The organism is Mycobacterium sp. NGS62, assembly GCF_059812285.1.
In genome coordinates this window covers 316,405-327,873 of the sequence record NZ_JCALCK010000002.1, presented here as the reverse complement: position 1 = coordinate 327,873, position 11,469 = coordinate 316,405, and the positions used below count along the sequence as shown (strand labels likewise).

Annotated in this window: 14 protein-coding genes; 9 read left to right on the top strand and 5 right to left on the bottom strand. The window is 65.3% G+C overall.

What is annotated here, in order from left to right:
- Position 1: 1 nt before the first annotated feature.
- From crcB (AC5Y49_RS06435) to AC5Y49_RS06425, 3 genes are read left to right on the top strand one after another with little or no spacing between them, the layout of a single operon-like run.
- Entirely contained in the window at positions 2 to 397 is a 396-nt protein-coding gene (gene crcB, locus AC5Y49_RS06435) for a fluoride efflux transporter CrcB (protein WP_499885016.1), read from the top strand.
- Positions 398 to 757 (top strand): fluoride efflux transporter CrcB, encoded by a 360-nt coding sequence (gene crcB / locus AC5Y49_RS06430; RefSeq protein WP_499885014.1) that lies wholly within the window; start codon positions 398 to 400, stop codon positions 755 to 757.
- A complete protein-coding gene (locus AC5Y49_RS06425; RefSeq protein WP_499885012.1) occupies positions 754 to 1,833 on the top strand; it encodes a DUF190 domain-containing protein in 1,080 nt (359 codons plus the stop codon). Before crcB (AC5Y49_RS06430) ends, AC5Y49_RS06425 begins: the two co-directional genes overlap by 4 nt.
- On the opposite strand, the gene AC5Y49_RS06420 is transcribed toward AC5Y49_RS06425, so the two are convergent.
- Positions 1,830 to 2,174 (bottom strand): DUF488 domain-containing protein, encoded by a 345-nt coding sequence (locus AC5Y49_RS06420; protein ID WP_499885010.1) that lies wholly within the window; start codon positions 2,172 to 2,174, stop codon positions 1,830 to 1,832. The genes AC5Y49_RS06425 and AC5Y49_RS06420 overlap by 4 nt on opposite strands.
- Before the next feature lie 140 nt (positions 2,175 to 2,314).
- Here AC5Y49_RS06420 and AC5Y49_RS06415 point away from each other — a divergent pair, with 140 nt between their 5' ends.
- Together AC5Y49_RS06415 and AC5Y49_RS06410 are read left to right on the top strand one after the other, a co-directional pair.
- A complete protein-coding gene (locus tag AC5Y49_RS06415) occupies positions 2,315 to 2,881 on the top strand; it encodes a hemerythrin domain-containing protein (protein WP_499885008.1) in 567 nt (188 codons plus the stop codon).
- A 9-nt stretch (positions 2,882 to 2,890) separates the two neighbouring features.
- Entirely contained in the window at positions 2,891 to 3,040 is a 150-nt protein-coding gene (locus AC5Y49_RS06410) for a hypothetical protein (protein WP_499885007.1), read from the top strand.
- On the opposite strand, the gene AC5Y49_RS06405 is transcribed toward AC5Y49_RS06410, so the two are convergent.
- Both AC5Y49_RS06405 and AC5Y49_RS06400 read right to left on the bottom strand, forming a co-directional pair.
- Entirely contained in the window at positions 2,992 to 3,405 is a 414-nt protein-coding gene (locus AC5Y49_RS06405; protein WP_499885005.1) for a DUF4267 domain-containing protein, read from the bottom strand. The two genes, AC5Y49_RS06410 and AC5Y49_RS06405, sit on opposite strands and share 49 nt — an antisense overlap.
- Before the next feature lie 4 nt (positions 3,406 to 3,409).
- On the bottom strand, positions 3,410 to 5,170 hold the full coding sequence (locus AC5Y49_RS06400) for an N-acyl-D-amino-acid deacylase family protein (RefSeq protein ID WP_499885004.1): 1,761 nt from the start codon (positions 5,168 to 5,170) through the stop codon (positions 3,410 to 3,412).
- A 77-nt stretch (positions 5,171 to 5,247) separates the two neighbouring features.
- Here AC5Y49_RS06400 and AC5Y49_RS06395 point away from each other — a divergent pair, with 77 nt between their 5' ends.
- Together AC5Y49_RS06395 and AC5Y49_RS06390 are read left to right on the top strand one after the other, a co-directional pair.
- Entirely contained in the window at positions 5,248 to 6,576 is a 1,329-nt protein-coding gene (locus AC5Y49_RS06395; protein WP_499885002.1) for an aromatic ring-hydroxylating oxygenase subunit alpha, read from the top strand.
- A complete protein-coding gene (locus AC5Y49_RS06390; RefSeq protein WP_499884999.1) occupies positions 6,573 to 7,190 on the top strand; it encodes a TetR/AcrR family transcriptional regulator in 618 nt (205 codons plus the stop codon). The genes AC5Y49_RS06395 and AC5Y49_RS06390 overlap by 4 nt, the downstream gene beginning before the upstream one ends.
- Here AC5Y49_RS06390 and AC5Y49_RS06385 read toward each other — a convergent pair.
- Positions 7,187 to 9,082, bottom strand: coding sequence for a M48 family metallopeptidase (locus AC5Y49_RS06385; RefSeq protein WP_499884997.1), 1,896 nt, complete (start codon positions 9,080 to 9,082; stop codon positions 7,187 to 7,189). The genes AC5Y49_RS06390 and AC5Y49_RS06385 overlap by 4 nt on opposite strands.
- 3 nt (positions 9,083 to 9,085) lie before the next feature.
- Complete coding sequence (locus AC5Y49_RS06380) at positions 9,086 to 9,673, bottom strand: LemA family protein (protein WP_499884995.1); 588 nt, start codon at positions 9,671 to 9,673, stop codon at positions 9,086 to 9,088.
- 112 nt (positions 9,674 to 9,785) lie between these two features.
- On the opposite strand from AC5Y49_RS06380, the gene AC5Y49_RS06375 reads away from it, so the two are divergent.
- Together AC5Y49_RS06375 and AC5Y49_RS06370 are read left to right on the top strand one after the other, a co-directional pair.
- The gene (locus AC5Y49_RS06375) at positions 9,786 to 10,574 is read left to right on the top strand and encodes an enoyl-CoA hydratase (protein WP_499884992.1); all 789 of its coding nucleotides are present in this window, start codon (positions 9,786 to 9,788) and stop codon (positions 10,572 to 10,574) included.
- A gap of 37 nt (positions 10,575 to 10,611) precedes the next feature.
- A complete protein-coding gene (locus AC5Y49_RS06370) occupies positions 10,612 to 11,466 on the top strand; it encodes a phytanoyl-CoA dioxygenase family protein (protein WP_499884990.1) in 855 nt (284 codons plus the stop codon).
- The last annotated feature ends 3 nt before the right edge of the window (positions 11,467 to 11,469 follow it).

Genomic DNA, 11,469 nt, shown 5'->3' with positions numbered 1-11,469 from the left:
GATGCCAGGTCGCGACTACCGGGAGTTGGCCGCTGTCTTTGTCGGAGGCGCGGTGGGCGCGGCGGTGCGGGCGGGCCTGAACACCCTGGCCGTGCCGGATCCGACGCGCTGGCCGTGGCCGACGTTCGTCGCCAACATCGTCGGCGCCTTTCTGGTCGGCTACTTCACCACCCGACTGCTGGAGCGGCTGCCGCTGTCGAGCTATCGCCGCCCGCTGCTGGGCACCGGGCTGTGCGGGGGGCTGACCACCTTCTCCACCATGCAGGTCGAGACGCTGGCGATGCTCGAACACCAGCAATACGGTCTTGCGGTCGGCTACACCGTCGCCAGCATCGTGCTGGGCTTGCTGGCGGTGTACCTCGCGACCGCCGCGGTACGACGGGTGCGGGTGCGCTAAATGCTCATCTGGGTGGGCGTGTTGGCGGCCGGGGGTGTCGGCTCGGTGCTGCGATTTGTGGTCGACGGCGCGGTGGCCCGCCGGGCGGCCCGGGCGTTTCCGTTGGGGACGCTGACAGTCAACATCAGCGGCGCCGCACTGCTGGGCATGCTCGGCGGGCTGGCGTTGAGCAGGCACGCCGCGCTGCTCATCGACACCGCGTTCATCGGTTCCTACACCACGTTTTCCACCTGGATGCTGGAAACCCAACGGCTCGGTGAAGAGCGCCAGATCTGGCCCGCCGCAGGCAATATCGTCGTCAGCATGGTGCTGGGCCTGGCCGCAGCGCTACTGGGCCAATGGATCGTGGGCCGGCTATGAACGACTCCTACCTGAAACTGACGACTTACTTCGGCGAACGCCAGCGTGCCGCCAACGATGCGGCACAGCACGGGTTCCTGGCCGATGCGATGCTTAACCTCTTCGGCGAACGCGAAGTCGCGACCAGCGTGATGCTGCGCGGCATCGCCAGTTTCGGCCCGCGGCACGTGCTGCGCACCGACGAATCGCTGAGCCTGTCGGAGGACCCACCGGTGACGGTCGCCGCGGTCGATCTCGAGTCGAAGATCAGCGGACTGGTCGACGACGTGATCGCGGTGACCGGCCGCGGCCTGATGACCCTGGAACGCGCACAGTTGGTGCGCGCAGACGCGGCCTCCGACGCACACGACACCAGCAAGCTCACCGTCTACGTCGGACGCCAAGAGCGCATCGGCGGGCTGCCGGCATACCGCACCGTGTGCGGTATGCTGCATCGGCATGGTTTCGCTGGTGCCGCAGTATTTCTCGGTGTCGACGGCACCGCCCACGGCGAGCGCTACCGCGCCCGGTTTTTCAGCCGCAACGTCAATGTTCCGATGATGATTATCTCCATCGGAAGCGCGGCACAGGTGTCGGCGGCGGCCGCCGAGCTCAGAGCAGTCCTGCCCCATCCGCTGTTGACCGTCGAACGGGTGCGGGTGTGCAAACGCGACGGCCAGGCGCTGGCCCGGCCGCATCGTCTGCCGACGACCGACGAGCACGGGCGGGCGGTGTGGCAGAAGCTGATGGTGCACACCAGCGAGGCCACCGGACACGGCGGTCTGCCCATTCACCGCGCCCTGGTCCGCCGGCTGCTGGACTCGGGGATGGCCCGCGGTGCGACTGTGCTTCGTGGCATCTGGGGCTTCCACGGCGACCATGAACCTCACGGAGACAAGCTGTTTCAGCTGGCGCGACGGGTGCCGGTGGTCACGATTATCGTGGACACCCCGGAGTGGATCGCGCGCAGCTTCGACATCGTCGACGAGCTGACCGCCGAGCACGGCATGGTCACCAGCGAGATGGTGCCGGCGGTACTGTCGATCGACGAATCGGGTCGGCGCGGCGACACCCAGCTGGCGCGGTTCGACTATTAGAGCAGTTTGGCCAGTACCGCGGCCTGGCTGCCGTCCAGCTCACGGGTGGCGGTCACCAGCGTGACCGTCCCGCGTTTGGTCAGCTTGCGCAGCTCGTCCAGCGCCTCGCTGTCGTGAAGTTCTTTTTTGTAGCGTTTGGCGAACTCGTCGAAACGCTCGGGCTTGTGGCCGTACCACTCACGTAGCTCTTTCGACGGCGCGACGTCCTTGTGCCAGGTGCCCACCCGCGGGTCGTCCTTGCGGAATCCTCGCGGCCACACCCGATCTACCAGGATGCGTTGGCCGTCGTCGTCGCCGGGATCGTCATAGACCCGGGCCACCTTGACTCGGCTTTTGGCCATAAGGCCAGGGTAGTCCTCGTCGCCGATCCGTTCAGGCGCACGGCGTTTAACCGCCGTCGCGCCAGGGTATGCGCGGCGCTGAGCGGCTCACAGCCACCTAGCCGCGTCCGGAATCTGGCTGACCGCTGGAGGTATCTGGCATGCCCGAGATGATTATTCAATCGCCCGACGACGTCGTCGGGTTCCTCAAAGCACAACACAACCTGATCGAGGACCTGTTCGACCAGGTGCTGCTCGCATCGGACCCACAGGCGCGGGAGAAGCCATTCCTGCAATTGCGCCAACTGCTGGCCGTCCACGAGACAGCCGAGGAAATGCTGGTGCACCCGCGGGTGCGCCGCGAGCTGGATACCGGGGACGTCATCGTCGATGCTCGACTCCAGGAAGAGCACAACGCCAAGGAGCTGCTGTCAAAAATCGAGAACATCGACATCACCTCGCAGCAGTTCATCGACGAACTCAGCAAGCTGCGAGACGCGGTGCTGGAGCACGCCGAGCTTGAGGAGAGCGGAGAGTTCCCCAAGCTGCAGCGTGAGCTCGACGCCGACGAACTCAAACGACTGGGAACAGCGGTGCGAGCAGCGGAAGCTATCGCGCCGACCCGTCCGCATGCCGGCGTGGAATCCGCGAAGCTGAACTTTGCCGTCGGGCCCTTCGCGTCGTTGCTCGACCGTGCCCGCGACATCATCGAACACGGCATCGGCTAGGGAGGACTGATGAGCACTGCTGAACCGCCGAACGGCGACGAAAAGGACGCCCAGGCCGCATCCGAAGAAAAAGACGACGACAGCGTGGTAAAGCCGCCGGCCTATCCCGCCTATTCCACGCCACCGCCGGAGGGGTTACACACCGGCGAAGACGGCTGAGCGCGCAAAGCGCCCCAGAGCCCGACGGCGATGCCGATGACAGCCCCGCCCAGGCCGATGATCTGTTGGGAGCGCTTCATCTCGTGATGCACGCTCATCCCGCCGAGCAGGTCGGCAGCATCGGCACCACCGGATGCCAGAAACCAGCCGCGAGTGTTCTTGCCGCGCAATGCTGCCGCTGCGAGCAGCCCGCCGATCAACGCGTCGCGGTAGCCCATCGACCGCAACAGCAGTCGCGCCGTCGGTGACGACTCTTCCGCCTCGGCGCCCCAAAGCCGGTTCGCACGAACCGGATCGACGAGAAACGAGACGCCTGACGCTAACCGGATGCTGCCCGCTGCCAGCGCAGCACGATCGATCGACATGTGCTCAGCGTGCTCCGCGTACCAGCCGGCCGGGACGCGCGCCGGTGTCGACGCCGTCGCGGCGGGTCACGGCGCCGCTGACGATCGTGGCGCTGTAGCCCGAGGCTCCCTGAACGAGGCGGTTGCCGCCGGCCGGCAGGTCGTAGGCCATCCGCGCGGGATGCAACGTCAGCGCATCCATGTCGATTAGGTTGACGTCGGCCTTCTTTCCGACATCGATGACCCCGCGATCCGAAAGCCCGAACAGCTGTGCGGTGTCGTGAGACTGCTTGCGGATGACGTACTCCAGCGGCAGCTTCTCGCCCCGGTGACGATCGCGGGCCCAATGCGTCAGCAAGAAGGTGGGATACGACGCGTCACAGATCATGCTGCAGTGCGCGCCGCCGTCGGAAAGACCCGACACACCCGCGGGATGCAACAGCATCTCACGGATCGCGTCATGGTTGCCGTAGAAATAGTTGTAGAACGGCAGCATCAGCATCGCCGTTGCATCGGACTCCAGCATCAGGTCGTAGAGCGTGGCCAATGGGTCCTCGCCGCGCTCGGCCGCGATTTTCTCCACGGTGCGTTCGGCGGTCGGCTCGTAGTCGGGGGGGTCGCCCAGCGCATAGAGCCGACCAAGCGAGTATTGAGCAAGAGCAAACATGTTGTCGAACAACCGGTTTGGGTCGGGCGGCAGATCGTCCTCGGACAAGATCGCCGCCTTGACGGCCGGCTCGGCGAGGCGCTGCGCCAGTTCCTCGCGGCCGCATTCGGCCTTCAGCCGGCGGAAGGTCGGACGGTGGGTGAACGCGTGATGCCCGGGAAAGCCGAACAGCATGCCGAACGGTCGCGCGGCGATCTGGGGATACAGCCGACTGCCTGCCGCGTGAGCAGCCGCCGAGATGTCCAGCTGTTCGCGCCAAAGATCTGGGGCGGCGTCAACTTGGATCATGCCGAAGGAGATCGGCCGGTCGATCTCAGCGCCCAGCCGCTGCATCCACTCCAGCTCCTTCTTGGGCGCGATGATGTCCTCGCCCGCCACCCCCTGAGGAGCCAGCTCGAAGACAGCCTGCCCGCCGGCCGCCATGGCACGGCCGAGCCCGAACAGCTCGTCCTCGGCGGCATAGGTTCCAGGAACGGGCTCGCCGTCGATGGCCCGGTGGCCGAGGGTGCGCGACGTCGAGAAGCCCAGCGCGCCGGCCTCGACGGCCTCCTGCACGAGTCGCGCCATTGCCGCAATGTCCTCCGGGGTGGCGGGTTCGTTGCGGGCGCCGCGCTCCCCCATCGCGTAGGCGCGGACCGAGCCGTGGGCTATCTGGCTTCCCACATCGACAGCGAACTCGTGGCTTTCGACGACGTCGAGGTATTCGGGGTAACTTTGCCAGCCCCACGTGATGCCCTCGGTGAGAGCGGCACCGGGAATGTCCTCCACACCCTCCATCAGGCCGATCAGCCAGTCTTCTTGCCCCGGCCGCACCGGCGCGAAGCCGACACCGCAGTTGCCCATCACCACCGTGGTGACACCGTGGCTACTGGACGGCTCCAGCAGGCCATCCCAGCTGACCTGACCGTCGTAGTGGGTGTGAATATCGACGAATCCCGGCGCGACGATCTTTCCGGTTGCGTCGATCGTCTCGGCGGCCTCGCCGTCCAGCGGCTGATCGTTGGGTCCGCGGCGACGAACCTCCACGATTTTGCCGTCCTTGACAGCGATATCGGCGTCGAATCGGTCCGCGCCTGTACCGTCGACGACGGCGCCGCCAAGAATCTTGAGGTCGAACACGATTACTCCTTGTCTGCCCCCGCCAGCCGCTACAGTGAGCAATGTAACACCGTTACAGAGCCGACGGGAGCCTTTCGATGACGACCGAAACTGCGCGTCAAGTCCGTCAGGAAGACGCGATCGGCACGCCGCCGCAGCGCCCCGCCCTCGTTCCGGCGGAGCGCTACTACTCCCCGGCGTTCGCCCAGCTCGAGGTGGAGCGGATGTGGCCGAAGGTGTGGCAGCTCGCTTGCACGGTGGACCATGTCGCCGAGGCCGGCGACTACTTCGAATACCGGTGCGGGCTTTACTCGATACTGGTCGTTCGCGGCGACGACGGCGCCCTGCGTGCGTTCCAGAACGTGTGCCGGCACCGGGGCAACTCGCTGTGCGCCGGCTCCGGTTCGGACCTGCGTGAACTGCGATGCGGTTACCACGGTTGGACCTGGGACCTCTGCGGCGTTCTCAAGCGAGTTCCCAATCGCAAGGGGTTCGGCGCGTTACGGATGTCGGAGTTGCCCTTGTTTACGGCCCGCGTCGAGGTGTGGGAGCGGCTGGTCTTCGTCAACCTCGACCGCGACGCGATGCCGTTGGCTGACTTCCTGGAGGCGGTGCCGGACGACATCGCCTGGTGCGGGCTCCGCGACTTCCGCTGCTACGCGACGATGACCATCGAAGTCGAGGCGAATTGGAAGACGATCGCCGACGGCTTCAGCGAGACCTATCACATCCAGACGTTGCATCCCGAGCTGCACCGGTGCGTGGACGACGTCCATGCGCCACAGGTGATCTGGGGACACACCGGTAAATCCGAGCAGCTCTACGGAGTGCCCAGCCCGCATATCAAACAAGCGCCCAGCGACGACGAGATCTGGGACGCCTATGTCGATACCCAGGGAGCATTGATGGGTGTTGGCGAGGGCACCCCGTTCCCGCACGATGATTGCCAACCCGGGCAGTCGGTTGCCGACATGATCGCCGATCGCACAAGAGCTTTCGCTGCTGAGCGAGGTGTCGATCTCAGCTGGGCCAGCACCGATCAGATGATGCGGCTGCACCAGTACAACATCTTCCCGAACATGTCCCTGCTGACCAACGCCGATCATCTGACCGTCCTGGCCGCACGGCCAGGGCCTGACCCCGACCATGGCGAGTTGGTGATGGTGTTGTTCACCCGGATGCCGCCCGGTGCGCCGCGCAGCAAGCCCGCCGACGTGCGGATGCCGGCCGAGGAGGCGCACCCGGGTCTGGTGATGTCCCAGGACCTCACGGTGTTGCCGGGACTGCAGCGTGGTCTGCACCAGCCGGGGTACACCCATATGGTGTTGTCTAATGAGGAACGGCGGGTGATCAACATGCACCGCAACCTGGAACGTTACCTGGAGCTTCCCGAGTCGGATTGCGTTAGCGGAGGTGAAACACCTTGACTGCCAAGGGCGAACAGGCCGTGAGCGCCGAGGTGATCCTGGACGCTGCGGCCCGACTGATCGAACTCCACGGGGTGGAGGCGTTCACGATGCGCGGCCTCGCCGAGCAACTCGGGGTGGCCGTCACCTCGATCTACTGGCACGTCGGGGGTCGCGACAAACTTTTCGACAACCTGGTCGACCGATTGCTCAGCCAGATGGCCAATCTCCCCATCGCGGGTGACACCGCCGTCGAACGCATTGCCTCGCTTGCCCGCTCGCAGCGCACGGCGCTGATTGAGCGCCAGCACCTGCTCAGTATCGCGCATGAACGCGACCAGACGCCGCGGTTGTTCCTGCCGATTCAGCAGACGTTGGCGGCGCAGCTCGCGGAATTGGGTGTCACCGGCACCGAGGCTGCACTGGTCTTGCGGGCGGTGCAGGTTCACGTCATATCGTCGGCGGTGATGCAGTTCTCGGCCGTTCGGGGCGCCAAGCACGACGAGGAGGATCCGTCACTGTGGGCCGATGACTGGGCGGACCGGGCGCTCGTCGAAGCGCTGCAGTCCCCGACCGACTATGACGCCGTTTTCGAATACGGACTTCAGGCGTTGCTGGCACCATTGCGCGCTTAGATAACCGGTGGGACCGGGGCATGCAGCACACCGCACACGGTTCGGAGCAGTTCAGACTCCTGCACCGTGACCGTCCTGTCGGCCATGACCGTGGTCACCACCGCGGCCACAACGGTGGCCTTGTCGTTGCCTTCCAGTCCGTCGATCACCGGCCACACTTGCTCGAGCGCGAAGACCCCGTCGACTGGCAGGAACGGGATGCGGGCTTGCGGGTATGCGACGGAGATGCCTGCGTGGAAGGCCGCTGCCGCCGCCCGCGGATCACTGTTACCGGTCTGCGCCAGCACCGCGATCAGACAAGAGACGGCGTTTTGGGCGCTGGCCAGATTCTGTCGCCTGCTCTTCCACGGTGATCCCGACGTCAATGCCTCGTGCAAGCCGACGAATACCAGTGTGCCCAGGCAGTATTCGAAGACGTCGAGCTGCCCGTCGGCGTTGATCAGTTGGCCCAGAACCGATGTCATCTGTCGGATGTCCGCCGCGGCCCGACCGCGTAGAGCAGGGAATGCCATGGACGCGACGGGCAGGCGCAGGCTTGGGTCGAGGTGCACCAACTCTGCGCCGCATCGCCATGCCTCGTCGGCCACCTGCTTGCCGTGATTGCGGGCGACGATGTCGTACTGGGCCTGCCGGACGTTGGGTTTGCGGTCGAATATCAAGCCGTAGATCAGCGGGACCGCGGTGGCCGGGTTGTGCGCAAGGTCGGCCAGGTTATCCGGGATCGCCTTGCGGATGCGCACACCTGCCTGGTGCGATGCTGCGGTCGGGTTGCCAACGGCCGCTGCGTATTCGCGGGCATCGAGGCGGCGGGAGGCAGTTTGGTGCGCTGGCGCCTCCGCCAAGCCCATCCGGGCGTCCTCTGCCAAGCCGTCCGGCGGCTGTTGGGACCACCGATGCCGCAATTGGTCGAGGTTGTCCGGCGTGAAGTCGGGCTCGATGGCCTGGATGCGTTTGAGGAGCGGCGGGTGGGTTGCATACAGCGAGGAAAAGTTCATGCCCGGGCCGAACAGCATGTGACTGACGTTTTCGGTCTTGGGGCTGGCCAGCTTTGAGCCGGCCTGCAGCCCACCGATCTTCTTCAGCGCGCCCGACAGCCCACTCGGCTGCCGCGTGTACTGGACCGCCGATGCGTCGGCGAGATACTCCCGCTGACGCGAGACGGCTGCTTTGATCAGCCGCGCGAAGAAGACTCCGATCCAGCCGGCCGCCAGAACGACCAACCCGACTGCCCACAACGGGAGACCACCGTCGCGGTCCCGGTTGCGCCCGTTACCCGAATACAACAGCACCCGCCCGACCACCGCCAACGCGGTGATCCCGGCCAGTACGCCAATCAGTCTGAGGCTCAACCGCATATCGCCGTTGACGACGTGGCTGAACTCGTGAGCGATCACGCCCTGCAGTTCGTCGCGGTTGAGCCGGTCGAGCGAGCCCTGGGTGACGCACACGGCGGCGTCTGCCGGTGTGTATCCCGCGGCGAACGCATTGATGCCCTGCTCCTGCGGTAGGTAGTAGAGCACCGGCACCGGAGTGCTTGACGCGATGGCGATTTCTTCGACGATGTTGCGGTACCGCTTGAGCTGTGGGTCTGTTGGCATGTCCGGTACGCGCACCCCGCCCAGGCTCTCGGCAACCTTGGTCCCGCCGCCCTGGCGCAGCATGAACGTCTTGACAACCGACACCGTGCCAATCATCAGCAGCACCGGGATGCTGATGATCACCACCATGGCAACCAACTCTCCCGGCGGTATTGGCTCGTCCGCTCCAGACAGCACGAATGCCATGACTGCGGCATCCACGACCGCGGTGATCCCGAGTACAGCCAGGATGAACAGGAACACCATTCTTTTCGACGCCGCGCGTACCTGCCGCTGGCGCTCGAAGAAATCCACGAATCAGAACTGGACGCGCGGGACTTCCCGCGTCTCCGGACCCGCCTCCAGCGGTGCCGCCGCGGTGAAGCCGAACATGCCCGCGAAGATGGCAGCCGGGAAGACTTCGCGCTTGTTGTTGTAGGTCAAGACCGAGTCGTTGTAGGCCTGACGGGCGAACGCAACACGGTTCTCCGTCGACGTCAGCTCTTCGGAAAGCTGCATCATGTTCTGGTTGGCCTTGAGGTCTGGGTACGACTCGCTCAGCGCAAACAGCCGCCCGAGAGCTCCGGTCAGCGCGCCTTCCGACTCTGCCAACTTGCCCATGGCGTTGGGGTCTCCCGGGTTGGCGGTGGCTGCCGCTTGTGCGCTGATTGCGGAGTTGCGCGCCTGAATCACCGCTTCGAGGGTGCCGCGCTCGTGGGCCAGATAAGCCTTGGCCGTTTCGACGAGGTTGGGAATCAAGTCATGACGCCTGGTCAGCTGAACGTCGATCTGCGCGAAAGCATTCTTGTAGGCGTTCCGTGAACGGACGAGCCCGTTGTAGACGCTGAACGCGACCACCACGAGGATCGCCACAATTACGCCGATGACGATAAGGGCAATGACCACTTGCTCCACCTTTGCTCTGGTACGGAACCGTCTTGCCCATGCTCCCACAGCCGCCACTGGAGAGCCTCGACTTCGATCGCCGGCCTCGGCACCAGGACATATGCTCGCCTGCATGAGCAAGCTCGCCGCAAATGCGCCCGTTCTGGTACGCGCCGACGGCCCGGTGGCGCGCCTGACCCTCAACCGACCGGAGAAACGCAACGCCCTCAGCCTCGAGGTAATGGAGGTCCTGATCGACACGTTGCGCCGCCTCAGTGCGAAACCTGACGTGCAGGTGATCGTCATCGATGCCGTCGGCCCGGCGTTTTCGGCGGGTCACGACATGACGGAGATGATCGGCCGCGACGTTCCCTTCTACCAGCGGCTCTTCGACGTGTGCACCGAGCTCATGGAAACCATCCACCGGCTCCCCCAACCGGTGATCGCAAAGGTCGAGGGTTTGGCTACCGCGGCGGGCTGTCAGCTTGTCGCGGCCTGCGACCTCGTCGTGGCGGCGCACGGCGCCGGTTTCGCTACTCCCGGAGTCAAGATCGGGCTGTTCTGCTCGACTCCGATGGTGCCGCTCTCGCGCGCGATCGGCAGGAAGCGGGCGCTGGAGATGCTGCTCACCGGCCAGCCGATTACCGCGTTGACCGCGCTCGAGTGGGGTTTGGTGAACCGCGTCGTTTCGGCGGAATCGCTCGAAGAGGAGCTCGGTTCCCTCGTCGACGCCATCGTCGCTTCCAGCCCACTGACGGTAGGGCTGGGCAAGGAAGCGTTCTACGCGCAGATTGAGCTCGACGAGCACCGGGCCTACGACTTGACGAAGGCGGTCATGGCGATGAACGCCGGCGCCGACGACGCTCAAGAGGGCATGTGTGCGTTCCTCGAGAAACGTGTACCGACCTGGCGCCAACGTTAGGGTGAGGGGGGAAACCGCCTCATAAGGACGAGTCCCCATGAACATCGATGACGAGTCCCTCACCACGCTGGAGGACCTGAGGGGCGATTTGGCGCTTCGCTACAAGCGGGAACCGAGCGGCGGGGCCTCGGTCGACAGCGCGATCGTCGAAGCAGACGTGGCGGCCCTCGACCGTGACGGCTACGTCATCTGGGAAAACCTGCTCACCGCCGAGGAGTGCCAGCAGATTCGCGACGTGGTCCGGCCGTGGCTGGGACACACCGGACGCAACTCTTTCGAGGGCCGACACACCCAGCGCATCTACAGCCTGCTGACCAGGACGCGTCTATCCGATCGGATTGCCGACCATCCGCGGGTACTGGCGGTATTGGACCGGTTGCTGATGCCCAACTACCTGCTTTCGACATTGCAGGCCATCAACATTCAGCCCGGAGAATCCGCGCAATTGCCTCACCACGACGACGGCTTCTATCCCGTTCCGCGCCCCCGAGAACCGTTGGCAGCCGCGACGATCTGGGCGATCGACGACTTCACCGCCGACAACGGCGCCACCGTCGTGTTCCCCGGCAGCCACCGCTGGGGCAAACGGAGACCGGGCCCAGCGGATCGCGCGGAAACTGTGGTGATGCCGGCCGGCTCGTGCGTCTTCTTCGTAGGCACCCTGTGGCATGGCGGCGGAGCCAACACCTCCGCCGGTGATCGTCTTGCCGTCACCGCCCAGTACTGCCAACCGTGGTTGCGACCGATGGAGGCCTTCACCCTGTCGGTGTCGCGCGAGCTGGCCCGGACGGTCTCCGACGACATTCGGCGGATGCTCGGCTACAGCATTCACCCGCCGTTCATCGGCGCAGTCGACGGTTTGCATCCGCTGCGGCTATTGGAGCAACCGTAGGTT

Excerpts from the sequence above, each read along its gene's own strand:
- crcB (WP_499885016.1), top strand. The coding sequence starts at position 2 with ATGCCAGGTCGCGACTACCGGGAGTTGGCCGCTGTCTTTGTCGGAGGC.
- AC5Y49_RS06415 (WP_499885008.1), top strand. The coding sequence starts at position 2,315 with ATGCCCGAGATGATTATTCAATCGCCCGACGACGTCGTCGGGTTCCTC.
- crcB (WP_499885014.1), top strand. The coding sequence starts at position 398 with ATGCTCATCTGGGTGGGCGTGTTGGCGGCCGGGGGTGTCGGCTCGGTG.
- AC5Y49_RS06405 (WP_499885005.1), bottom strand. The coding sequence starts at position 3,405 with ATGTCGATCGATCGTGCTGCGCTGGCAGCGGGCAGCATCCGGTTAGCG.
- AC5Y49_RS06425 (WP_499885012.1), top strand. The coding sequence starts at position 754 with ATGAACGACTCCTACCTGAAACTGACGACTTACTTCGGCGAACGCCAG.
- AC5Y49_RS06410 (WP_499885007.1), top strand. The coding sequence starts at position 2,891 with ATGAGCACTGCTGAACCGCCGAACGGCGACGAAAAGGACGCCCAGGCC.
- AC5Y49_RS06420 (WP_499885010.1), bottom strand. The coding sequence starts at position 2,174 with ATGGCCAAAAGCCGAGTCAAGGTGGCCCGGGTCTATGACGATCCCGGC.
- AC5Y49_RS06395 (WP_499885002.1), top strand. The coding sequence starts at position 5,248 with ATGACGACCGAAACTGCGCGTCAAGTCCGTCAGGAAGACGCGATCGGC.
- AC5Y49_RS06370 (WP_499884990.1), top strand. The coding sequence starts at position 10,612 with ATGAACATCGATGACGAGTCCCTCACCACGCTGGAGGACCTGAGGGGC.
- AC5Y49_RS06375 (WP_499884992.1), top strand. The coding sequence starts at position 9,786 with ATGAGCAAGCTCGCCGCAAATGCGCCCGTTCTGGTACGCGCCGACGGC.